Source organism: Streptomyces sp. NBC_01217, assembly GCF_035994185.1.
Taxonomy (GTDB): domain Bacteria; phylum Actinomycetota; class Actinomycetes; order Streptomycetales; family Streptomycetaceae; genus Streptomyces.
Map to the genome: position 1 here is coordinate 3,406,354 of NZ_CP108538.1, position 22,695 is coordinate 3,429,048.

The 22,695-nt window shown below is 71.0% G+C and carries 20 protein-coding genes; 2 read left to right on the forward strand and 18 right to left on the reverse strand.

The window, feature by feature from the left end; all coding sequences use genetic code 11:
• Nucleotides 1-20: 20 nt before the first annotated feature.
• From OG507_RS15010 to OG507_RS15055, 10 genes are all read right to left on the reverse strand, one after another.
• A complete protein-coding gene (locus OG507_RS15010) occupies nucleotides 21-551 on the reverse strand; it encodes a hypothetical protein (protein WP_327367703.1) in 531 nt (176 codons plus the stop codon).
• A 133-nt stretch (nucleotides 552-684) separates the two neighbouring features.
• Nucleotides 685-3,021, reverse strand: coding sequence for a xanthine dehydrogenase family protein molybdopterin-binding subunit (locus tag OG507_RS15015; RefSeq protein WP_327367704.1), 2,337 nt, complete (start codon nucleotides 3,019-3,021; stop codon nucleotides 685-687).
• Nucleotides 3,018-4,694: a (2Fe-2S)-binding protein gene (locus OG507_RS15020; protein ID WP_327367705.1), complete on the reverse strand. Its 1,677-nt coding sequence runs from the start codon at nucleotides 4,692-4,694 to the stop codon at nucleotides 3,018-3,020. Before OG507_RS15020 ends, OG507_RS15015 begins: the two co-directional genes overlap by 4 nt.
• Nucleotides 4,691-5,587, reverse strand: a complete 897-nt coding sequence (locus OG507_RS15025; protein WP_327367706.1) for an FAD binding domain-containing protein — start codon at nucleotides 5,585-5,587, stop codon at nucleotides 4,691-4,693. Before OG507_RS15025 ends, OG507_RS15020 begins: the two co-directional genes overlap by 4 nt.
• 386 nt (nucleotides 5,588-5,973) lie before the next feature.
• Nucleotides 5,974-7,650: a beta-N-acetylhexosaminidase gene (locus tag OG507_RS15030; RefSeq protein WP_327371977.1), complete on the reverse strand. Its 1,677-nt coding sequence runs from the start codon at nucleotides 7,648-7,650 to the stop codon at nucleotides 5,974-5,976.
• A gap of 40 nt (nucleotides 7,651-7,690) precedes the next feature.
• Nucleotides 7,691-8,539 carry a carbohydrate ABC transporter permease gene (locus tag OG507_RS15035; protein WP_327367707.1) on the reverse strand — a complete coding sequence of 283 codons (849 nt, stop codon included), beginning with the start codon at nucleotides 8,537-8,539 and terminating at the stop codon, nucleotides 7,691-7,693.
• Nucleotides 8,536-9,510 (reverse strand): carbohydrate ABC transporter permease, encoded by a 975-nt coding sequence (locus tag OG507_RS15040; RefSeq protein WP_327367708.1) that lies wholly within the window; start codon nucleotides 9,508-9,510, stop codon nucleotides 8,536-8,538. The genes OG507_RS15035 and OG507_RS15040 overlap by 4 nt, the downstream gene beginning before the upstream one ends.
• A gap of 2 nt (nucleotides 9,511-9,512) precedes the next feature.
• Complete coding sequence (locus tag OG507_RS15045) at nucleotides 9,513-10,817, reverse strand: extracellular solute-binding protein (protein WP_327367709.1); 1,305 nt, start codon at nucleotides 10,815-10,817, stop codon at nucleotides 9,513-9,515.
• 213 nt (nucleotides 10,818-11,030) lie between these two features.
• On the reverse strand, nucleotides 11,031-11,324 hold the full coding sequence (locus tag OG507_RS15050; protein ID WP_072484142.1) for a DUF3039 domain-containing protein: 294 nt from the start codon (nucleotides 11,322-11,324) through the stop codon (nucleotides 11,031-11,033).
• 30 nt (nucleotides 11,325-11,354) lie between these two features.
• Nucleotides 11,355-11,915 carry a YqgE/AlgH family protein gene (locus tag OG507_RS15055; protein WP_327367710.1) on the reverse strand — a complete coding sequence of 187 codons (561 nt, stop codon included), beginning with the start codon at nucleotides 11,913-11,915 and terminating at the stop codon, nucleotides 11,355-11,357.
• A 276-nt stretch (nucleotides 11,916-12,191) separates the two neighbouring features.
• Between OG507_RS15055 and murA the strand changes: the two genes are divergently transcribed.
• The gene (gene murA / locus OG507_RS15060) at nucleotides 12,192-13,532 is read left to right on the forward strand and encodes a UDP-N-acetylglucosamine 1-carboxyvinyltransferase (RefSeq protein WP_327367711.1); all 1,341 of its coding nucleotides are present in this window, start codon (nucleotides 12,192-12,194) and stop codon (nucleotides 13,530-13,532) included.
• Between the two features lie 172 nt (nucleotides 13,533-13,704).
• Here murA and OG507_RS15065 read toward each other — a convergent pair whose 3' ends face one another.
• The 6 genes from OG507_RS15065 to OG507_RS15090 all read right to left on the reverse strand — a co-directional run bounded on the left by OG507_RS15065 (nucleotide 13,705) and on the right by OG507_RS15090 (nucleotide 20,970).
• Nucleotides 13,705-13,986, reverse strand: coding sequence for an HU family DNA-binding protein (locus OG507_RS15065; protein WP_003968811.1), 282 nt, complete (start codon nucleotides 13,984-13,986; stop codon nucleotides 13,705-13,707).
• A 387-nt stretch (nucleotides 13,987-14,373) separates the two neighbouring features.
• On the reverse strand, nucleotides 14,374-15,810 hold the full coding sequence (locus OG507_RS15070) for an NAD-dependent malic enzyme (RefSeq protein ID WP_327367712.1): 1,437 nt from the start codon (nucleotides 15,808-15,810) through the stop codon (nucleotides 14,374-14,376).
• 498 nt (nucleotides 15,811-16,308) lie between these two features.
• Nucleotides 16,309-18,705, reverse strand: coding sequence for a HelD family protein (locus OG507_RS15075; RefSeq protein ID WP_327367713.1), 2,397 nt, complete (start codon nucleotides 18,703-18,705; stop codon nucleotides 16,309-16,311).
• A gap of 104 nt (nucleotides 18,706-18,809) precedes the next feature.
• Nucleotides 18,810-19,673, reverse strand: coding sequence for an anti-sigma factor family protein (locus tag OG507_RS15080; RefSeq protein WP_327367714.1), 864 nt, complete (start codon nucleotides 19,671-19,673; stop codon nucleotides 18,810-18,812).
• Entirely contained in the window at nucleotides 19,670-20,257 is a 588-nt protein-coding gene (locus tag OG507_RS15085) for a sigma-70 family RNA polymerase sigma factor (RefSeq protein WP_327367715.1), read from the reverse strand. The genes OG507_RS15080 and OG507_RS15085 overlap by 4 nt, the downstream gene beginning before the upstream one ends.
• Before the next feature lie 89 nt (nucleotides 20,258-20,346).
• On the reverse strand, nucleotides 20,347-20,970 hold the full coding sequence (locus tag OG507_RS15090) for a CGNR zinc finger domain-containing protein (RefSeq protein WP_327367716.1): 624 nt from the start codon (nucleotides 20,968-20,970) through the stop codon (nucleotides 20,347-20,349).
• Between the two features lie 119 nt (nucleotides 20,971-21,089).
• Between OG507_RS15090 and OG507_RS15095 the strand changes: the two genes are divergently transcribed.
• Nucleotides 21,090-21,644, forward strand: coding sequence for a GNAT family N-acetyltransferase (locus tag OG507_RS15095; protein WP_327367717.1), 555 nt, complete (start codon nucleotides 21,090-21,092; stop codon nucleotides 21,642-21,644).
• 3 nt (nucleotides 21,645-21,647) lie between these two features.
• On the opposite strand, the gene OG507_RS15100 is transcribed toward OG507_RS15095, so the two are convergent.
• Together OG507_RS15100 and OG507_RS15105 are read right to left on the reverse strand one after the other, a co-directional pair.
• Entirely contained in the window at nucleotides 21,648-22,220 is a 573-nt protein-coding gene (locus tag OG507_RS15100; protein WP_327367718.1) for a GNAT family N-acetyltransferase, read from the reverse strand.
• Between the two features lie 84 nt (nucleotides 22,221-22,304).
• Complete coding sequence (locus tag OG507_RS15105) at nucleotides 22,305-22,682, reverse strand: DUF4259 domain-containing protein (RefSeq protein ID WP_327367719.1); 378 nt, start codon at nucleotides 22,680-22,682, stop codon at nucleotides 22,305-22,307.
• Nucleotides 22,683-22,695: the final 13 nt, after the last annotated feature.

Below are 22,695 nucleotides of genomic sequence, written 5' to 3' on the forward strand. Positions count from 1 at the left end.
AGAACACACCGTCGTCGGCATCAATAGGCGCCGTCGGACGTGTCCAATGGCTTTTCCTGCTTGGCCGTGGACTTGTGCTCCTGCTTCGCCGCAGCGTCCGCCGCGGCCTGCTCGGCCTCGTGGTGGGCGATCGTGCTGCTCTGGATCGCGCGCATGCGGTCGCGGACGTCCAAGTCGACGTTCTCGTAGCCCTTGTGGGATGCCAGGACCGCGATGCTCATGCCCTCGATGGAGTCGGACAGGAGTTGGGACAGCCCTTCCAGTTCCTTGACGACCTTGTAGTACGCGCCGTGGAGGCCGTCCGCCTCCGACCACTCGCCCTTGCCGCCGCCGAACCGGCCGCGCCCCATCGTGTCCTCGCCGACCTTCCCCGGGCCGGCCGGAGATGTCTTGAGGTCGCGCAGGAGTTCGTCTATGCGGTCGCGGAATTTTGTGAACGATGAAAGCTCGGTGACCAGTTCGCCCACTGCGTTCTGGGCCGCCGCGACGACGCCGCCCAGGACGCCCGGTGGAAACGCTGGTGATTCCGTTCCCGGATCGCTCGGTCGCACTGCACCCTCCCCCGTTTAGCAACAGCCGATTACCGCTTCGGCCTCAGCTTCGGGGTTCACCTTAGTCAGCGGCGGTGACTGTGTGCATCTCCGGGTTGCATCTGCAACCCGGATCGCGCCAACCGTGCGGGGATCAGGACTTGGGGGCTGCCACTGCCGCCTGGGGTCTGATGGGGAGGCGGTTTATCGGGCGGCCGGTGGCGGCTCGTACGGCTGCTGCCACTGCTGCGGGGGACGTCACCACGGGGATCGCCGAGGCGGGCTTGGCGCCGAAGGGGGCGACCACGTCGCGTTCCTCGATGAGTTTGACGATGCGAATGTCCGGTGCGTCCAGGGCTGTTGGCAGGGCGTAGCCGGTGAGGTCGGGGTGGCGGATCACGCCGCGGGCGCTGCGGAGGTTTTCGGTGAGGGCGGCGCCGATGCCCTGGGTGATGCCCGCCTCGATACGGGTCGCCAGCTGGGACGGGTTGAGGACGCGGCCGACATCCTGGGCGACCGCCATCTCCACGACCCGTACGGAGCCGAGTTCGATGTCGACGTCCACCACCGCGCGGACCGCGCAGAAGGCGAGGCCGACGAAGGCGTCGCCCTGGCCGGAGTCGTCCAGGGGCTCGGTCGGGTGGGGCCGGCACTGGGCGGTGGCCCAGAGTTCCTTGCCGTCCATCGCCTCCGTGACCGTCGTGGACAGCACCCCGTCGTACGAGGTGATCTTGCCGCCCGCGATCTGCAGCAGCTCCGTGGACATGCCGAACTTGTGGGCCAGGGGCTGGAGAAGCTGCGTACGGACCATCTTGGCGGCGCGTTCCACCGCTCCCGCCGAGACCCAGGTGTGGCGGCCGTGCGTCGCCGGGCCCGCAGGGGGCTGGTCGGTGTCGACGGACGCCACGTGGACCTCTTCGATGCCCAGGGTTTCCTGGACCACCTGACGGGCGAGCGTCGAGAAGCCCTGGCCCGTCTCGACCGCGGCGCAGATGACCGTCGCGATGCCGTCGTGGACCCTGACAGTGGCCGTGGAGACCTCGTCGGCGCCCTCCGCCCCGAGCATGTGGACCATGCCCAGCGCATAGCCGACGCCCCGGCGCACCGCGCCCGGCTCGCCCGCGCCCTCCGGGCCGCCGGGGAGCAGCCAGTCGTCCTCCGGGGCGTCCTTGGGAAGCGTGGGGAGGGGGAAGTCCCGTACGGACTGCAGGAGTTCGGACACCGGTGCCGGGCAGGTCACCGTCTGGCCCGTGGGCAGGATGTCGCCGGTGGACAGGACGTTGCGCAGGCGCAGCTCCGCCGGGTCGATGCCCAGCTTGGCGGCCAGCTTGTCCATCTGGCCCTCGTACGCCGCGCAGACCTGCATCGCGCCCTCGCCACGCACATGGCCGGACGGCGGGTTGTTCGTACGGACCGCCCAGCCCTCGATGAAGGCGTGCGGTACGACGTACGGACCGCAGGCGAACGCGACCGCCGCAGCCAGCGATTCGGACGAGGCGTCGGCGTACGCGCCCGCGTCGAGCAGGATCTGTGCCTCGACCTTCACCAGCCGGCCCTCGGCGTCCGCGTGGTGGCGGTAGCGCAGCAGCGTCGGGTGGCGGTGGGCGTGGCCGAGGAAGGACTCCTCGCGGGTGGCGGCCAGTTTGACCGGGCAGCCGGTGCGCAGGGCGAGCAGTCCGAGCGGGAGCTGGAAACCGGGGTCCTCCCGGTCGCCGGTCGCGCCGGGGACTCCCGTGACGACGATCTTCACCCGGTCCGGTTCGAGGCCGAAGCAGGCGGCGGCGAGATCGCGGTCGGCGTGCGGGTCGGTGGAGGCGGTGTAGATCTCCACGCCGCCGTCGGGGCGGGGCACGGCGAGCCCGGCCTCGGCGCCGATCGGGGCCGGGTCCTGGCGGCCGATGCGGTACAGCCCGTCGACGATGACCTCGCCGGTGATGTCCGGGTCGCCGTAGCGCAGCGGGATGTGCCGGATCAGGTTGCCGTCCGGGTGCAGGGGCTCGGCCTCGAATGCCTTCTCCGGGTCGGTGACCGGTTCGAGCACCTCGTACTCGACTGCGATCGCCGCGGCGGCGAGCCGGGCCGTGTCCGGGTGGTCGGCGGCGACCGCGGCGATCGGCTCGCCGTGGTGGCGCACCAGGTCGGAGGCGAAGACCGGGCGGTCGACGACCCTGCGCCCGTACGCACCCTCCCCGGGGACGTCCTCGTGCGTGACGACGGCCCGTACCCCCGGCATCCCGACAGCACCGGAGGTGTCGATCGACAGGATGCGGGCATGCGGGTGCGGGGAGCGCAGGACGGCCGCCCACAGCAGGCCCTCGGCCCAGAGGTCGGCGGCGTACGGGAAGGTGCCCTCGGTCTTGGCACGCGTGTCGGCGGGCGGGAGGGAGGCGCCGATGCCGAGTGCGGGCGGTTCGGTGTCGGGGCCCTCGAACGGCGGGGTGGTGATCCGTGTACTGGTCGCGTTGGCAGCGGTGGCTGCGTCGTTGCTCACGCCATGCCTCCGTCCTGCGGGTGCGGCTGGACACTACCGGCGCCGGGGGCGGCCTGGTGCGGGATGCGGGCCTCGTCGGGGCCCGGGGACGCCGGGTCCGGCGAGGCGAGGTCGGTGAGCGCCTCGCGGCCCGCGATGACCTCGTTCACGGCGTCGAGCACGCCCCGGTAGCCGGAGCAGCGGCAGAGGTTGCCGCAGAGCGCCTGGCGCGTCTCCAGCTCGCTTGGGGCGTGGTTGCCCTCCAGCAGGTCGTGGACGGTCATGGCCATGCCGGGGATGCAGAAGCCGCACTGGACGGCACCGCACTTGGCGAGGGCGCGCTGGACGTCGGACGGCTCGCCGTCAACGGCCAGGCCTTCGACCGTACAGACCTCGCTGCCCGCCGCGGTCGCAGCGGGGACCAGGCAGGAGGCGACCAGACGGCCGTCCACCTGGACGTTGCAGGCACCGCACTCGCCCTGCGAGCAGCCGTCCTTGGCACCGGCAAGGCCGAGGCGCTCACGGAGCACGTAGAGCAGCGACTCGCCGATCCAGGCGTCGGTGACGGGGCGGTCGGCGCCGTTCACATGCAGGACGTACGAGGCGGCAGGGTGCTCACTGGGGACGTCGACGGGCTGGGAGTCGAGGAGCTGGGAGTCGACGGGCTGGGAGTCGGGGAGGTCAGCTTCGGGGAGGTCGGTCTCGTCGGGTTGGGCTTCGAGCGGCTGGGATTCGGGCGGGGTGCTCTGGAGGGGTACGTCGGGGGGCGTCGCGGTCGTCGTGTCCGGCTCGAAGTCGGCCGCCTCGTCCGCCGGGATCTGTGCCAGGTCCACGCCTGGAGCGGGGGTGTCCGCGGCAGCGGGCTCCTCCGGTGCCGCCTCGGGGGCCGAGTACGACACGGAGGACGTCACGGGAGGCTCGGGCTCGGGGTCCGCTGCCGGCTGCTGGGGCGCCCAGGGCGCGGGCGCACCGCCCGGCAGCGTGGCCGGCGGAGTCCGGTCCGCGTACCACTGGGAGGCCAGGGCCGAGGCCGCGAACTCGCCGGACTCCTCCGGGAGGTCACCGTCGGCGACCGGAATCGTCCACTGGCCGGTGTGGCCGACGGAGCCGGCCTGCCCGCCGGGGTCGGTGTGGCCGCCGTGGTCGGTGTGACCGCCGTGGTCGGTGTGGCCGCCGGGGTCGGTGTGACCGCCGTGGTCGGTGTGGCCGCCGTGGTCGGTGTGGTCGGTGTGGCCGCCGAACTCCGTGGGCTCGGTGAAGTTCCACTGGCCCGTCGCCGCCGACGTCTCCTGGTACTGCTCCTGCTGCTCCTGTGCCTGCTGCTGTTGCGCCTGCGGGTACTCGTACCCGTACTGCGGCTGCTGCTGGTTCGCGTCCGGCCAGTGCACCGCGCCGGGGGCCGGCTGCTCCGCTCCCGTACCCCGCTCCCGCTCCTGCTGGCTCTGCGTCTGCACGACCCAGCTGCCCGTGGCCGCCGGGTCGAGCCCGGCCGCGGGGGTCAGCGGCACGATCATCGGCGGTACGTAGCCCTGGCCGGGCGCGGCCAGCGGGATGTTCGCCAGGTCCTCCGGCGGCAGGTGGACGAAGGCGGTCGCCTCGGCGTCGTACTCGCCGCTCTGCGGCGTGGGCTGCCAGCCACCGTGCTGCGGCTGCTCCCGCTGTCCGTGCTGGTCGTTGTGGTCCTCGTTGCTCACGACAGTGCCCTCCCCAGCGCGCGTCGGGCCAGCGCGGCGACGGTCCGCCGCAGATGCAGTACGGCGGGGGACAGCGGTGGCGCCTCTCCCCCGTCGGCGGGCGGTGCCTGGTCCGGGATGCAGGCCGCGGCGACGTACTCGCCGAAGGCGGCCAGCGCGTCGGGTGCCAGGCCCCGTTCGCCGTCCCAGTCGATCAGCGAGGCGATCCAGCGCTCGGCCTCCAGCGGCCGCAGCGGCATCGGCGCGATGGCGCCGACCGCGCAGCGCACCCCGCGCCGGGCCGGGTCGAGGACGATCGCGACGGATGCGGTGGCGCGGCCGGGGCCGGTGCGGCCGGTGGCCTTCAGGAAGACCTGCGGGGCGTGCAGCAGCGGTACCCGGACGAAGCCGATCAGTTCGGCGGGTTCGAGCATGTCGCGGCCGGCCAGCAGGTGCGAGACCGGGATCTCGCGGCGGGCGCCGCCCGGGCCCGCGATGACCAGCTCGGCCTCCAGGGCCGCGAGCACCGGCAGGGCGTCACCGGTCGGGGCAGCGGTGGCGATGTTGCCGCCGAGCGTTCCGGCGTTACGGATCTGGGGCGGGCCCGCGGCACGCGCCGAGGCGGCCAGGGCGGGGATGAGGGCGGCGAAGTCCGGCCGCCCCATGCGCGCGTGGGTGAGTCCGGCGCCGAGCAGGGCGTGGCCGTCCTGGTAGTGCCAGCCGCGGAGCTCGCTGATCCGGCCGAGTCCGACCAGCCCCGAGGGGCGCAGCAGCCCCTTGTTGACGGCCGACATCAGGTCTGTACCGCCTGCCACGGGAACGGCGGCAGGCATGGCTCCGAGCGCCGCCACGGCCTCGTCGAGCGAGGCCGGCAGCGTCACGGACTGCGTCGCCTGCGGTGCGTGCGTGGTCAACCCAGCTGCCCCTTCCCGGTGTCCCGGCTGTCCGGCTTGTTTCGCCGTACGGTACGTGCTCAAAGCCTGGACGTGGCAACTCTGGCACATCTTCCGATCGGACCGACGCGAGGGTCCGCGAAGGGTGCATCCGTCCGCACTCGGGGAGATACTCCCGATTCACCCCGCTTTGGCATGGAGTACGAATTGCCGCTCTTCGGCGAACCTTGTGCGGCTTGTTCCGTCCCGGTCGTTCCGTTCCAGGGAGAGCGCATTCCGGAGTGTTCCGTTCCGGCGAGGGAGAACGTTCCGGACATTTCCGTCCGGCGGGGGCGTGTTCCGGGGAACGGACACCGGCCGTCGCGCTCCCTGGGAGGGCGACGGCCGGACCCGGAGTGCGGCCGGGATCACACGTTCGGGGGCGGCCCCTCAAGAGGGCGCCCGAGGACGCCGGGGCGCTGCTGCCGGGGCAACGGGCCGTTCGGCGGCCGGTAGTCGACGCCGAGAGCGTCAAGTCGGGCGTAGTGCGGGGTCATTCGGCGCTCGAAGCCGGCGAAGTCCCGGTCGGCGGAGGCGGGCAGGGGCGACCAGGCGACCTCCGCGAACGCCGCAAGGCGCGGGAAGACCTGGTAGTCGACGCGGGCCCGGTTCTGCATGACCTCGGTCCAGACATTGGCCTGGGCGCCGAGGATGTGACGGGCCGCCTCCTCGGAGAGGCCCGCCGGTACGGGCTCGAAGCGGTAGACGTCCTCCAGGGTACGGATGAAGCCGATGGGCATCGGCTCGTCGGCGCCGCCGTCCTGACGGTGGTCCAGGTACACGTGCTGCTCCGGGCACATCACCACGTCGTGCCCTGCCTCGGCGGCGGCGATACCTCCCCCGTAACCCCGCCAGGACGACACCGCGGCGCCCGCCGGGAGGCCGCCTTCGAGGATCTCGTCCCAGCCGATGAGCCGGCGTCCGCGTGCGGTGAGCCAGGCGTCGAAGTGCTTGATGACCCAGGACTGCAGCTCGTCCTCGTTGGCCAGGCCGAATTCGTCGATCCGGGACTGGGCAGCCGGGGACTCCTTCCACTGGTCCTTGCGGCACTCGTCGCCGCCGATGTGGATGAACGGCGAGGTGGCCGCGGGGAAGAGGTCGAGGACCTCTTCGAGCACGCCCTCGAAGAAGCGCAGGGTGTTGTCAGTGGGGGCGAGTACGTTCGGGTTGATGCCCCAGGTGTCCCAGACGGAGAGGGTGGTGGTGTCGATGACGTCGGTGTTGCCCAGCTCGGGGTACGCGGCGATGGCGGCCTGCGAGTGGCCCGGGATGTCGATCTCGGGGACGACCCGGATATGCCGCTCGGCGGCGTACGCCACGATCTCGCGGATGTCGTCCTGCGTGTAGTAGCCGCCGTGCGGGGTCTCGTCCCACAGCTCGGAGGCCCGGTGGCCGTGCTTGGTGCGGGACCGCCAGGAGCCGACCTCGGTCAGCCGCGGGTGGCGCTTGATCTCGATGCGCCAGCCCTGGTCGTCGGTGAGGTGGAAGTGGAAGACGTTCAGCTTGTGCGCGGCGAGGAGGTCGAGATAGCGCAGGACGTCGTCCTTGGGCAGGAAGTGCCGCGCCACGTCGAGCATCATGCCGCGCCAGGGGAAGCGGGGGCCGTCCTCGATGTCCGTGACGGGGATGGCGGGCCGCGCGCCGGGGTTGACGGGTGCGCGGCGGAAGGCTTCGGGGCCCAGGAGCTGACGGAGGGTCTGGGCGCCCCAGAAGACCCCGGCGGGGCTGCCGCCGGTGATCTCGACGCTCCCGCCGGTCCCGGTGGACAGCCGGTAGCCCTCGGGCTCCAGTGCGAGGTCGATGCTCAGCCGGATGGTGTTGTCCCCGCCCTCGCTGCCCGGCGCCAGCGGCAGGCCGAAGGCGGCTCCGAGCGTGGAGCGCAGCCAGCGTTCGGTGTTCTCGGTGCCGTCCTGCGCGGAGATGGCCGTGGCCCGGTCCAGCAGGAAGCCGCGGCGTCCCTGGTGGCCGACGCGTACGGGCGCCGGGATCAGGCCCATGTCCGCGTCCACGGACGCACCCATGGCCGCGTCCGCGTCCGTGTCCATGCCCGTATCCGTATCCGTATCCGTATCCCTGTCCATGGCGTCAGTCCTTTACCGCTCCGCCCAGTCCCGAGACCAGGCGGCGCTGTACGAGTACGAAGAAGACCAGCACGGGGACGGTCATCACCGTCGAGGCTGCCATGATCCCTCCCCAGTCGTTCTCATCGGGTTTGAAGAAGACCAGCAGCGCCATCGGGAGCGTCGACTGGGAGGTGTCGCTGATGATGAACGACTTCGCGAACAGGAAGTCGTTCCAGGTCGAGATGAACGAGAAGACGCTGGTGGCCACCAGGCCGGGGAAGACCAGCGGGAAGAGGATCTGCCACAGGAAGCGGGTGCGGCTGGCACCGTCGATGTAGGCGGCCTCCTCCAGCGCGTCCGGGACGGCCTTGACGAAGCCGCGCAGCATCCAGATCGCGAACGGCAACGAGAAGGCGAGGTGCGGCAGGATCAGCGAGCCGAGCGTGTTCAGCTGACCGAAGTCCCGCATCAGGAAGAACAGCGGGATGGTCAGCGCCTCGACCGGCACCATCTGCGCGACCAGGAACATGATCAGCAGCGTGGTGCGGAAACGGAATTTGAACCGGGTCACCGCCGTCGCCGCCAGGAAGGCGATCAGCGCGGAGGCGATCACGACCGTGCCGGCGACGATCAGGCTGTTGAGGAAGTACCGCCCGAAGTCGTTCTGTTCGAAGACCCGGCGGAACGAGTCCAGGGACGGCGAGAGCGTCCAGGGGCGGGGGTCGGTGGACTGGATCTCACCGGCCGGCTTGAGGGCGGAGAGCACCATCCAGTACAGCGGGAAGGCGACCGCGGCGGCGATCAGCAGGGCCGCGGCCTCGGCGGCCAGCCGGCCGGGCCGGCGGATGCGCAGCATGCTCCGTGCGCTCACAGTTCCTCCCCCTGGCGCCGCACCAGGCGCAGATACACGAGCGTGACGGCCAGCAGGATCACCAGCATCACGACGCCGATCGCCGAGCCGAGGCTGTACTGCGAGGACGCGAACGCCTTCTGGTACGCGTACACGTTGAGCACCAGGTTCTGTCCCGCGATGCCGCCGCCGTTGGTCATGACATAGATCTGGGTGAAGACCTTGAAGTCCCAGATGATCGACTGGATGGTGACGACGACGAGGATCGGCCGCAGCATCGGGGCCATGACCGACCGCCAGATCCGCCACTGCGAGGCGCCGTCCAGCGAGGCCGCTTCGAGCACCTCGGTGGGGATCGCCCGGATGCCCGCGTACACCGTCACCATCACGAACGGGAACGAGCACCACAGGACTTCCAGGAGCACCAGGGCGAAGGCGCTGTAGCGCCCGTACGTCCAGGAGAAGTCGCCGAGCCCCAGCACCCGGTTGACCGGGCCGAAGTCGGGGTCGAAGAGGAACACCCAGACGGTGGACCCGGTGATCGCGGGGGTCGCCCAGGCGCCGAGCGCGGCCATCATCAGCGCGAGCCGCGGCAGGGCCCGGATCCGGGTCAGCAGGACGGCCAGCGCGCAGCCGACCAGCAGGGTGGCCAGTACGCAGGTGGCGGCGAAGACCACGGTCGCCAGGAGCACCTGCCAGAACTGACTGTCCCCGAAGAGCGTCGCGTAGTTCCCCAGCCCCTGGAAGGTGGTCGGTTCACCGCCGCTGACCTGGGCCTGGGTGTACTCCAGGAAGGAGATCAGGCCGAGCTGGTAGATCGGGTAGACGAGCAGCCCGCCGAGGAGGACGAGCGCGGGCAGGAGGTAGAGCCAGGGGGTCCAGCCGGAGCGGCGTGCGGGCGAGGCCGGGCGGCGCTGCCGGAGCGGGCGGGGGGACGCGCCGCCCGCTCCGGACGTGCTGGGCGCTTTGTACGCCGTGCTGTTCGTGGTCATCGTCAGCCCGCGTCGGCGAACGCCGCGTCCATCTTCTTCGCCGCGTCGTCCGAGGCCTTCGCCACGTCCTTGCGGCCGCTGACGATCTCCTGGAACATCGTCGGCAGGACCAGCGAGGAGTCGATCTGGCCCCAGCCCGGCGAGGCCGGGACGAACTTCGCGCCCGCGCCGAGCGTCTTGACGAACGGCTCGACGAACGGCGCCTTCTGCGCGACCGTCGTCCGCACGTCCGTGTACGTGGGCAGGAAGCCCATCGCGTCGAACATCTTCGTCTGTGTCTGCTTGCCGGTCAGGGACTTCATCAGGTCGACGGCGAGGGTGCGGTGCGAGCTGCTCTTCAGTACGCCGATGTTGTTCCCGCCCGCGAACGCCGGGGCGATGGAGCCCTCGCCGACGCCGGGCAGCGGCACCACCGCGTACTTGCCCTTGACCGATCCCGCCTCGACGGCCGCGTGGCTGAAGTCGCCGCCGATCGCCATGGCGGCCTTGCCGGAGGCGAACGCGGTGACGGTGGCGTTGCCGCCCATGGCCGCGCACTTGGCGGCCGGGCAGTTGTCGTCGCCGAAGAGCGAGGTGTAGGCCTCGATGCCCTTGCGGGCCTTGTCGCTGTTGATGGCCGCCTTGTACGTACCGCCGCTCCCGTCGGCCAGTTCGCCGCCGTTCGCCCAGATGAACGGCATCGCGCCGTAGGTGTACGCGCCGCCGACCGCCAGTCCGTACAGGTCCGGCTTCTTCCGGTGGATCTTCTTGGCGGTGGAGATCAGCTCGGCCTGGGACTTGGGAGCCTCGATCCCCAGGTCCTCGAAGATGTCGGTGCGGTAGTAGAGCGCCCGTACGCCGACGAAGAGCGGCGCTCCGTAGATCTTGCCGTCGACCGTCACCGACTGCTTGGCCGTCGGGTCGGTGTCCTCGGCCTCGTCCCAGGCGGCGAACTCGGCGCTCACATCGGCGAGTCCGCCGTCCTTGACGTATCCGGCGGTGTCCGTGTTGCCGTACTCGATGAGGTCCGGGGCGCTCTTCGGGTCGTTGAACGCCGCCTTGATGCGCTGGGCACGGGTGTCGACCGGTATGTACTCGACCTCGACCTTCGCGCCCTTGTGCGCCTTCTCGAAGCCGGCCACCGCGGCGTCGACGACCTGCTCCTTGGGCTTGTTGCCGACCTCCTGGAAGAGCCAGACGCGCAGCGTGCCGGACTTCTCGTCCCCCTTGGCACCGGTGTCGGAGGTCTGCGGCGCGCAGGCGGTGGCGGTGAGACCCGCCAGCACAAGCGCCGCGGCCGGGGCGGCAATTCGGGCAGACAGCTTCATCTGGGAACCTCTACCGGTAGGCGTTGCAACATACGCAACGTGCGTTTCGTTCTGCACAACTGGCAGGAGAGTAGGTCCGCACGCAGACGCCGACAAGTGGTCTCAATCACTCTGTGACCCGGTGATGCACCCCGTGCAACGCAAAAGGCCCCCGGAGCGCGCATCGATGCGCGCTCCGGGGGCCCGAAGCAGAAACGGCCGAACGGCTCCGGACTACTTCTTGTCCTTGCCGCCCTTGCCCTTGTCCTTGTCGCCACCGGCGCCCATGGACTCGTAGATCTCCTTGCACATGGGACAGACCGGGTACTTCTTCGGGTCGCGGCCCGGTACCCAGACCTTCCCGCACAGTGCGACCACGGGGGTGCCCTCCAGGGCGCTCGCCATGATCTTGTCCTTCTGGACGTAATGGGCGTAGCGCTCGTGGTCGCCGTCGCCGTTCGACACCTGTGGCGTCGGCTCTACGAGGGTGCCCGTACCTGCCCCGCGCTCGGGCTCAAGAGTGCTCATAACCGCCAAGGGTACTGAAAGCCCCGGGCTTCAGTTCAGCGAAGGGTCGTCCGGATAGGTGGCGATCATCGCCAGTTCGCTGCGCTGGCGGCGCAGGACCGCCCGCCAGAGGTGTTCGGGGCGCGGGAAGGAGACGTCCCCCGGCTCGGACTCGACGACGTACCAGGCGCCCTCGGCCAGTTCCGTCTCCAGCTGTCCGGGGCCCCAGCCCGCGTACCCGGCGAAGATCCGCAGCGAACCGAGCGCCGCGGCCAGCAGCTCCGGCGGGGCCTCCAGGTCCACCAGGCCGATCGCCCCGTACACCCGGCGCCAGCCCAGAGGGCCCTCGTCGCCGGGGATGACGGCCACACCGAGCGCCGAGTCGAGCGAGACCGGACCGCCCTGGAAGACGACGTCGGGTTCGCCGGTCAGGCCGGCCCAGGACGTGAGGATGTCGCCGACGCCGACCGGGGTCGGGCGGTTCAGGACCACGCCGAGCGAGCCCTCCTCGTCGTGGTCGAGGAGCAGCACCACCGCGCGGTCGAAGTTCGGGTCCGCCAGCGCGGGTGTGGCCACGAGCAGTCGCCCTGTGAGCGAGGACACCTCGGTCATGGCAGAAATGATCCCGCATCTTCGCTCCCCGCGGGGGCCAAGCGGGCCGCCCGGTCACCCGCGGGGCCCGAGCGCAGCTCAGGGCGCACGGATGCACGGGGAGCGCACGGCCCGGAGGGTTTTGCGGACGGTAACCCTCCGCAAGAGACGGGGAGCAGAGCGTGTTGTGGCGAATTCATGACGTTCGCGTACCGCCCGCACTCTTACGGAAGGGGGGCGGTCGGCCATTACTCTTTCGTTTGGCCCCCTGCCCGACCACTCCGGAACGCGAGATTCATGACCGGCACAGACGATGTCCTGCTTGTCCACGGCGGAACCCCGCTGGAGGGCGAGATCCGCGTCAGAGGCGCCAAGAACCTGGTGCCGAAGGCGATGGTCGCCGCGCTGCTCGGCAGCGGGCCCAGCCGGCTGCGCAATGTGCCCGACATCCGCGACGTGCGGGTGGTGCGGGGGCTGCTGCAGCTGCACGGTGTGACGGTCCGGCCGGGTGACGAACCGGGCGAGCTGATCCTCGATCCGACCCATGTCGAGAGCGCCAACGTCGCCGACATCGATGCCCACGCGGGCTCGTCGCGCATCCCGATCCTCTTCTGCGGCCCGCTGCTGCACCGGCTGGGACACGCGTTCATCCCCGGGCTCGGCGGCTGTGACATCGGCGGACGGCCGATCGACTTCCACTTCGACGTGCTGCGGCAGTTCGGCGCGACCATCGAGAAGCGTGCGGACGGCCAGTACCTGGAGGCCCCGCAGCGGCTGCGCGGCACGAAGATCCGGCTGCCGTACCCGTCGGTGGGCTCCACCGAGCAGGTGCTGCTGACCGCCGTGCTCGCCGAGGGCGTCACCGAGCTGTCCAACGCGGCCGTGGAGCCGGAGATCGAGGACCTCATCTGCGTACTGCAGAAGATGGGCGCGATCATCTCCATGGACACCGACCGGACGATCCGGATCACCGGTGTCGACCGGCTGGACGGCTATACGCACCGGGCGATCCCGGACCGCCTGGAGGCGGCCTCCTGGGCGTCCGCGGCGCTGGCCACCGAGGGCAACATCTATGTGCGCGGCGCACAGCAGCGCTCGATGATGACGTTCCTGAACACCTTCCGCCGGGTCGGCGGCACCTTCGAGATCGACGACGAGGGCATCCGCTTCTGGCACCCGGGCGGCGCGCTGAACGCCATCGCCCTGGAGACGGACGTGCACCCCGGTTTCCAGACCGACTGGCAGCAGCCGCTGGTCGTGGCCCTGACGCAGGCCTCGGGCCTGTCCATCGTCCACGAGACGGTGTACGAGTCGCGGCTCGGCTTCACCTCCGCGCTCAACCAGATGGGCGCGCACATCCAGCTCTACCGCGAGTGCCTGGGCGGCTCCGACTGCCGCTTCGGCCAGCGCAACTTCCTGCACTCCGCGGTCGTGTCCGGGCCGACGAAGCTGCAGGGCGCGGATCTGGTCATCCCGGACCTGCGCGGCGGTTTCTCGTACCTGATCGCCGCGCTGGCGGCACAGGGCACCTCGCGGGTGCACGGCATCGACCTGATCAACCGCGGCTACGAGAACTTCATGGAGAAGCTGGAGAAGCTCGGCGCGAAGGTGGAGCTGCCGGGCGGGGCGCTGGTCTGAGACGGGCGGCCCCAGGGCTGCTGACGGGGGTTCGGGGCGCTGCCCCGGGCCCCCGTTCCCGTCCACCGGCCGTGTACCGGCCCGTAGAGGCACAGAACGGGGCCTCTCGGGCCGGTACACCGAAGGGCGGTCACCCTGGCCGGGTGACCGCCCTTCGTCGCGCCTGTGGGGCTTACTTGCCCTTGGCGGCTTCCTTGAGCTTGGAGCCCGCGGAGACCTTCACGCTGTAGCCGGCCGGGATGTTGATCGGGTCGCCGGTCTGCGGGTTACGAGCGGTGCGAGCGGCACGGTGGGTGCGCTCGAAGGTCAGGAAGCCGGGGATGGTGACCTTCTCGTCGCCCTTGGCGACGATCTCACCGACGGTCTCGGCGAGCGCGGCCAGCACGGCGTCGGCGTCCTTGCGAGTCACCTCGGCGCGGTCGGCCAGGGCGGCCACCAGCTCACTGCGGTTCATGTTGTTACTCCCGTGTTCTTCTTGCCTGTGAGGCGTGAGATCGAAGCCGATGCTGCCAGGGCCCTCGGACAGTCCCCGGACCCGGGTCTGTCGTCAGACCCTCGCGCCCGATTACGCATCCTGCCCCCACCTGCGGCGGGAAAGCCAATCCGGCACCCTCCGGAGTCACACGAAAAGCGCCACTGCCTCGTCGTGGTGACGTTCCGTCGACTCCCCGAAAGCGGTCCGCAGCGATGCGGGCTCAGCGGGACTCGCCGCCCGCCCACCCTAAAGGGGCGTTTGGGGCGCCGCGACCCGCGACGCGCCGTACATCGGGCCGACGTGGGGGTGTACCGCGGCCGTGGGCGCCGTCGGCAGGGGCCGCGGCGGGTTCGGTGAGCGGCTGGTTCAGCCGAGGTCGCCCGAGCCCGTCACGGAACCGCTCGCGGCCTTCGCGGCTTCGCGGACGGCACCGGCGACCGCTCCCGCGACCCTGTCGTTGAAGACCGACGGAACGATGTAGTTCGCGTTCAGCTCGTCCTCGGCGACGGTCTCGGCGAGCGCGCCGGCCGCGGCGAGCATCATCTCCGTGTTGACGGTGCGGGACTGGGCGTCCAGCAGACCGCGGAAGACGCCCGGGAAGACCAGCACGTTGTTGATCTGGTTCGGGAAGTCGGAGCGGCCGGTGGCGACAACTGCCGCGGTCTGGCGGGCGATTGCCGGGTCGACCTCGGGGTCCGGGTTCGCGAGCGCGAACACGATCGCGTCGTCGGCCATGGCGGCGACATCGTCGCCGTCCAGCACGTTCGGAGCGGAGACACCGATGAAGACGTCGGCGCCCACGACGGCCTGCTTGAGGGTGCCGGTGACGGACTCGGGGTTGGTGTTGTCGGCGATCCAGCGCAGCGGCGAGTCGGCGTCGGCGTCGACCAGGTCCTCGCGGCCCGCGTGCACCACGCCGTGGATGTCGGCGACGACGGCGTGCTTGACGCCCGCGGCGATGAGGAGCTTCAGGATGGCCGTACCGGCCGCTCCGGCGCCGGACATGACGACGCGCACGTCCCCGATTCCCTTGCCCACCACGCGCAGTGCGTTGGTCAGCGCGGCCAGGACCACGATCGCGGTGCCGTGCTGGTCGTCATGGAAGACGGGGATGTCCAGGGCCTCGCGCAGCCGTGCCTCGATCTCGAAGCAGCGGGGCGCCGAGATGTCCTCCAGGTTGATGCCCGCGAAGCCGGGGGCGATCGCCTTGACGATCTCTACGATGGCGTCGGTGTCCTGGGTGTCCAGGCAGATCGGCCAGGCGTCGATGCCGGCGAAGCGCTTGAAGAGGGCCGCCTTGCCCTCCATCACCGGCAGGGCGGCCATCGGGCCGATGTTGCCGAGGCCGAGCACCGCGGAGCCGTCCGTCACAACTGCGACGGAGTTGCGCTTGATGGTGAGGCGGCGGGCGTCCTCGGGGTTCTCGGCGATCGCCATGCAGACCCGGGCCACGCCCGGGGTGTAGATCATCGAGAGGTCGTCACGGTTGCGGATGGGGTGCTTGGACGCCATCTCGATCTTGCCGCCGAGGTGCATCAGGAACGTACGGTCGGAGACCTTGCCCAGCACGACGCCCTCGATGCCGCGCAGGCCTTCGACGATCTCGTCGGCGTGCGAGGTGGAGCTGGCGGCGATGGTGACGTCGATCCGCAGCTTCTCGTGGCCGGAGGCGGTCACATCGAGGCCGGTGACCGAACCGCCGGAGGACTCCACGGCCGTGGTGAGCTGGGAGACCGCTGTGCCGCTCGCGGGCACCTCCAGCCTGACCGTCATCGAGTACGAGACGCTGGGCGCCGTTGCCATGGCCGAGTCCTTCGCTTTCCTTTAGCTTCTTTGCCGCGCGGCCGGAGCACTCGCCCCGGGCGCGCTTCCCGATCGTCGCACCTACTGGCTGGTACCCGGTAATGACTGCCACATTTCGGAAAGTATTTTCCAACATACGAGAGATGACCACTTCAGTGGAAGTCCCAACCGGTCCGCGGCCGCTTCCGACCGCTCTCGGCTGCTCCCGACGACGGGGCGGAACCAGCCAGGTCCGTAAACAAGAACAGACCCGCGCCACCAAAAGGTGACGCGGGTCTGTCTTCTCGGTCAAGCGGCACCGACCCGCCATGCTCGCCTCGCGGCAAGTGGTCGCTCGAAGCGACGAAGGTTGGGCCCGGGGGCTTGGATCGAGCCGGTGCCGACACCAGGCTAACAAAGACCCCGGAGAAGTGATTCCCGCGGGAGGGGCCGGTTCGAAAAACCGTCCCACCGGCGGTGCGCGCGTCCGCGCCCCGCCGCTGCCCGCCTCGGTCCTCCTCAGTCCCTCAGCAGGTCCGGGACACCGTTCTCGTCGGGCAGATCGCGCGCGCCCGAGACCACCGTGAGCTGCTGCGTCGCACGCGTCAGCGCCACGTACAGCACCCGCAGGCCGGCCGGGGACTCGTCCGCGATCTCCGCGGGCGAGACGACCACCGTGGCGTCGTACTCCAGGCCCTTCGCCTCCAGGCTGCCCAGCGCCACCACCCGCTCGCCGAGCTCGGCGAGCCAGTCGCGGGCCTGCGCCCGGCGGTTCATCGCGACGACCACGCCCACCGTGCCGTCCACCTCGGCCAGCAGCCGCCGGGCCTGCTCGCGGACCGAAGCCGCCAGATCGCCGTCCCGTACGGTCTCGAAGCGCGGCTTCACGCCCGTGGAACGTACCGCGGCCGGTGACTCCATTCCGGGCATCGCGAGCGCCAGGACCTTCGAGGCCAGCTCGGCGATCTCCGCCGGGCTGCGGTAGTTGACCGTGAGCGTGAAGCGGCGGCGCGGCCGGTTGCCGAGCGCCTCGTCGCGCGCGCGGGCCGCCTCGTCCGGATCGGACCAGGAGGACTGCGCCGGGTCGCCGACGATCGTCCAGGTGGCCGTCCGGCCGCGGCGGCCGATCATGCGCCACTGCATGGGCGTGAGGTCCTGCGCCTCGTCGACGATGACGTGCGCGTACTCCGTACGCTCCGCGGCCAGCCGCTCGGCCCGCTCGCGCTGGGTCTCCTCGCGCTGCGGCATCAGCTCCTCCAGGCCGGAGAGCTGGTCCAGCGGATCGAACTCGCGCTTCTTCCTCGGCCGGTGCGGGGTGCCGAGCAGCGTGTGCAGCTCGTCGAGAATCGCCACGTCGTGTACGGACAGCGGGCCGTTCCCCTCACTGTCGAGCCGCTTCAGGGAGCGGGCGAGGCGGCGCACCTCGCCCTGGTTGAGGACCCGGCGCGCCCAGCGGCCGAGCCGCTTCTCGTCGGCCATCGCGGCGAGCACCCCGCGCGGGGTGAGCTCGGGCCACCAGGCGTTGAGGAATTCGAGGAAGGGCGTCTCTGTGGAGACGTCCTCGTCGAAGGAGGAGCGCAGCTCGGCGACCAGCTCGGGGTCGGTGTAGCGGCCCCGGCCCGAGGACTTGTTCCACAGGGCGTCCAGAAGCACTCGGCGGGCGCGCGGGCGCAGCAGGTTGACCGGGGCGGTGCCGCCGAGGACGGACTGCCGGATGCGGTGCAGCTCGTCGGCGTTCAGCTCGACGCGGGCACCGAAGGCGACGACCCGCAGCCGGGTCGGGGTGGCCGGGGCCTCGTCGGCTCCGTCTGCTGCGTCTGCTCCGTCACCGAAGGAGAGCTGGCCGTCCTGGCCGACCGCCCCGCGGGGGGTGCCGGGCTGCTCCAGCGCCCCTCGGGCCGCCTTGCGCAGCACCTGGAGCATCCGGGAGGAGCCCTTGATCCGGGCGACGGCCGGATCGTCGTACGTGGTGGCACCCTCGACGCCGGCCGCCTCGTCGGAGAGCGAGCCGACCGCGCGGATCGCGACCTGCCCCTCCTCGCCCAGCGAGGGCAGCACGCCTTCGGTGTACGCGACGAGGAGCGGGGTCGGTGAGACGACGAGGATGCCGCCCGCGTACCGCCGCCGGTCCTGGTAGAGGAGGTACGCGGCGCGGTGCAGGGCGACGGCGGTCTTGCCGGTGCCGGGGCCGCCGGAGACCTCGGTGACGGAGGCGGCGGGCGCCCGGATCACCAGGTCCTGCTCGGCCTGGATGGAGGAGACGATGTCCCGCATGGTGTGGCTGCGGGCCTGGCCGAGCGCCGCCATCAGGGCGCCGTCTCCGATGACGGGGAGCTTGTCGCCGCCCAGGTACGCGGTCAGCTCGGGGCGCATCAGGTCGTCCTCGACCCCGAGGACCCTGCGGCCCTTGGAGCGGATGACCCGGCGGCGTACCACCCGGCCCGGATCCTTGGGCGTCGACCGGTAGAACGGCGCGGCGGCCGGTGCCCGCCAGTCGATGACCAGCGGCGCGTAGTCGGAGTCGAGGACCCCGATCCGGCCGATATGGAGCGTCTCCGCGATATCGGCCGTGCTGTCGTCGCGCACGGCGTCGTCGGCCGGCTCGACGGAGGTGAACGCGCCGTCCGGGCCGCGCTCGCCGTCCTTGCCGAGCAGCAGATCGATCCTCCCGAAGAGGAAGTCCTCGAACTCGCTGTTCAGCCGGTTGAGGTGTATTCCGGCCCGGAACACCTGGGCGTCACGCTCGGCAAGCGCGCCGGGGGTACCGACCTGGCCGCGCTTGACGGCGTCACTCATGAGAAATTCCGCTTCGTGGATCTTCTCTTCGAGGCGGTGATAAACACGGTCTAGATGTTCTTGCTCGACACCGATTTCCCGGTCCCGCATCGAATCGACAGCGGCATCCTGCGCGGCCACCGAGGCCCCCTTCTGACGTGCATTGGGCAGCCGTCAACCCTATGCGAAGCGGGGGCCGCCGCGCACCTGCCGCGCGTATCGAAATGACGCGGGCAGGGTCTCGATCAGGCGTCGACCTCCACCAGCCGCTCGCCGTCGAACGTACGCACCTCGAAGTGGTCGATGTCGCCGCGGTCCATGGCCGCGCCGCCGTGGACATAGAGCGGGTACTTCGCGCCCGGGTGCGGGGAGTCCTTGATGCCGTATCCCCATTTCGGTACGGACCAGGAGGTGACGACCTCCTCCTCACCGGTCTTGGACACGGCGATCAGGCTGCATTTCTCCGGCCCCGTGACGTTCTTGAGCTCCAGCACGGTGTGGGTGCCCCAGGCCTTCTTCTCCATGCCGATGGTGGCGTCGACCTTGGTGGTGGGGTCGGTGGCCCGCACCTTCTCCGTCATGTGGTGGAAGAAGGCGTCCTCGGCGGGGCTGGTGGGGTGCGGGTCGGCGGCCTGCGCCGAGGTGCCTTCGTTGCCGGTCGCCAGGACCGCGACCACCGGACCGCCGATGACCAGCGCCGCTGCCGCCGCCACCAGATACATGGAGCGGCGCCTGCGCCGGGCCCGCTTGACCGCCACCTCGTCGACCAGCCGGTCGAGCATGCGGGGCGCGGGCCGCTGCGGCACGTGCGGGACGGGGCGGGTGCCCGGTGCGGCGGCCGGGGACTCGGAGAGCATCGCGAGCATGGGTTCCAGGCCGGCGAACTCGTCGAGGTGGGCGGCGCACAGGTCGCAGCCGGCCAGATGTGCCTCGAAGGCGGAGGCCTCGGCATCGTCCAGAACACCGAGGAGATAGGCACCCGCTGCGTCGTGCCCAGGCCCCTCGACGGCTCCGCCGGGGGCGGTACGGCGGGCCGGGCCTGCGGGGCCACCAGGGCCGGAGGGACCGGTCGGCCGGGGCCCGAAGGGCTCCCACTCGTGGTCGCTCATGCCGTGATCCCCCTCTCTTCGAGTGCGAGCTTCATCGAACGCAGTGCGTAGAAGACCCGGGACCGCACCGTCCCGCTGGGTATGCCCAGCACATCGGCCGCCTCATTGACCGTACGTCCCTTGAAGTAGGTCTCGACCAATGCTTCCCGGTGGGCAGGGGTCAAATCGTCGAGCGCGTCCGAGAGCGTCATCAGCCACAGCGCCTTGTCTATCTCGTCCTCCGCGGGAATGACCTCCAGCGGCGACGGATCGACCTCGTGCGGCCGGGCCTGCCGGCTGCGGTGGCCGTCGATGACGATGCGCCGGGCGACCGTCACCAGCCAGGGGCGGACCGATCCGGTGGCCCGGTTGAGCCGACCGGCGTTCTTCCAGGCACGGATGAGCGTTTCCTGCACCACGTCCTCGGCGCGCTGTCGGTCGCCGGCGACGAGGCGGAGCACGTACGCGAGCAGAGGTCCGGCGTGTTCGCGGTAGAGCGCCCGCATCAGCTCCTCGTCGGGGACGTCGGAGGAGGACGGGGGCGGCTCACTGCGATGTCGAGCCCTGTGCGGACGGTCATCGGCCACGGCCGCATCCTTGCGCACCCGAACCTCCCGGTCGAGACCCTGTAGAGCTCCTTGGCCATCGAATACGGAGAGGAACCGCGATCCATTCAAACGGGTTCCAAGATTCTTTACGGTGTTCTCGGCCGCTCGCCCGCGCCCGCGTCCGTCACGGCCGCCGCCCGGCGCCGGTGCCGGGCCACCCGCTCCCGGTTCCCGCACACCTCGCTGGAACACCAGCGGCGGCGTCGGCCGCGCGAGGTGTCCAGGTAGAGACGGCGGCAGTTGTCGGCCTCGCAGCGGCGCAGGCCGGCCCGCGCCACGGGGTCGGTCAGCAGCTCCACGGCGTCACGGGCGACGGCTGCCAGCAGTGCCCCGCATTCGGGGTCGGCGCTCAGTGTCCGGACCAGCGTGCCGCTCGTGCCGCGTACGGCGCGCAGCCCCGGTGGCGCGGCCGCGGCGAAGGCGTTGACCCGTTCCAGGGCGCTCTCGGCTCTGCGGCCGCCGAGTTCGGCGGTCAGAAGGCTGTCGACGCCGGCCCTCAGCTGCCGGAAGCGCCCCACCCAGGTGTCATCCACGGCGCCGAGGTGGGTGCCACCCGGTACGAGCCCGGTGGCCACCAGCCAGTCGGCGAGCCGCTCGGCGCCGTCCAGCAGTTCGCACGCGCCCGAGGTGCCGATGCCGGTGGCGACCAGGTCCAGGCAGGGGCGGCCGGAGTCGAACCGCCAGTCGTACGAGCTCTTGCCCGCCGTCATGCGTATGTCACCGCCTCGGGGTCACCGGTGGGGTCCCCCCAGAGTGCCCCTCGGCGCGCCGCCCCGGAACCCCTGCCGCCACGCGGGTCGGTGCGTGCGCGAGCCCGTACGGTGTCCTGATGGAGGACGATCTCCGTTCCGCAAGCCCTGAGGCGGGCCCGCTCCTGCTCAGGCCGTGGCTGACCGACGACATACCTGCCCTGATCGAGACGTACCGCGATCCCGCGATGCACGCCGCGCTGCGCATGCCCGTCGCGGACGAGGCGGACGCGCAGCGGTGGCTGCGGGTGCAGCGGGAGGGCAGGGAAACCGGCATCCGCTTCAGTTTCGCGGTCGTCGATCGCGATCACGCCGACGAGCTGGTCGGGAACGTGGTGCTCAAGTACCCCGCACCGGGCTCCGGCAGCGCGGAGGTCGGCTACTGGACGGCGGCGCGGGCACGCGGGCGCGGCATCGCGCCGCGGGCGCTGGGGGCGCTCACCGACTGGGCGTTCGAGGCGTTCGCCGGGGACGGGCTCGTGCGGCTGGACCTGCTGCATCAGGTGGACAACAAGGCTTCCTGCCGGGTGGCCGAGAAGAGCGGGTACGACTTCGCGCAGGTGCTTCCGGCGCAGCCGCCGTGGCCGCTGGACGGGCACCTGCATGTGCGGCTGCGCGCCGGAGGCGTCCGGTGACCGTCAGCCGTTCGCGCCCGTCAGTCCTCCGTCGTGCAGGATCCGCTGGAACAGCCGGTGGTCGCGCCATTCGCCGTTGATGTGGAGGTAGCGCGGCGCCATCCCGTACTGCTCGAATCCGCACTTGGCCAGCACCCGCTGCGACGCCACGTTGTCCAGTACCGTCCCCGCCTCGACCCGGTGCAGGCCCAGCCCGTCCCTCGCCAGCTCGCAGATCCGTTCCACGGCGGCCGTGGCCAGGCCCCGGCCCGCGTGCTCGACATCCACCCAGTAGCCGAGAACCGCGCTGCGGAACACCCCGAGCACGATCCCGGAGAGCGTGAACGCGCCCACCGCGCGGTCCTGTTCGTCGGCAAGCACCCATGGCATCACCCGGCCCTCGTCGCGCTCCGCGAGGATTGCGGCCAGCCGTTCCCGCTGTCCCTGCTCGGTGTAGAAGGCGTCGGGCCGCACCGGCTCCCAGGGCCGCAGATACGCGCGGCTGCGGGTCAGGGACACGGCGAGGGAGGCGGCGTCGGCCGGGGTGACGGGACGGAGTCGTACCTCCGCGTCCAGGCGGTGGATGTCATTGATCATCCCCGCACGGTATCCCGGCCCCGGCTTTCCCCGGCCGCAGTTCTTCCCGGCCACCGCTCTTCGCGGCCTCAGCTCATCCCGCCCTCAGTTCGCCGCGTCCGGCGCGGCCAGGGCTGCCAGGCGGTCGAAGGTGCGGATCAGCCCCGCCCGGCGTATCTCCTTGTACTCCGGCTCGGGCTCCAGGCCGTCGATGGTCCGCTCCCACACGTCCATGAAGGTCTTCTTCCAGCCCTCGGTCACCGCCGCCTCCGGCACCGCCGCGCCGACGTGATGCCGCTCCGCGATCAGGCACAGCAGCTCGACGTTGCACGGCACGGCGACGCCCCAGTACGCGTCGGGCTCCAGACCGACCGGGTCATCCGCCATCGCCTCCTCGATCTCCGAGACGAGGCGCCCGGTGATGCTCGACAGGTGATCCGCGGCCGTGTCGCTGTCGAAATTCCCACTGCCCCAGGTGCCCATGAGGCCCCCCCTC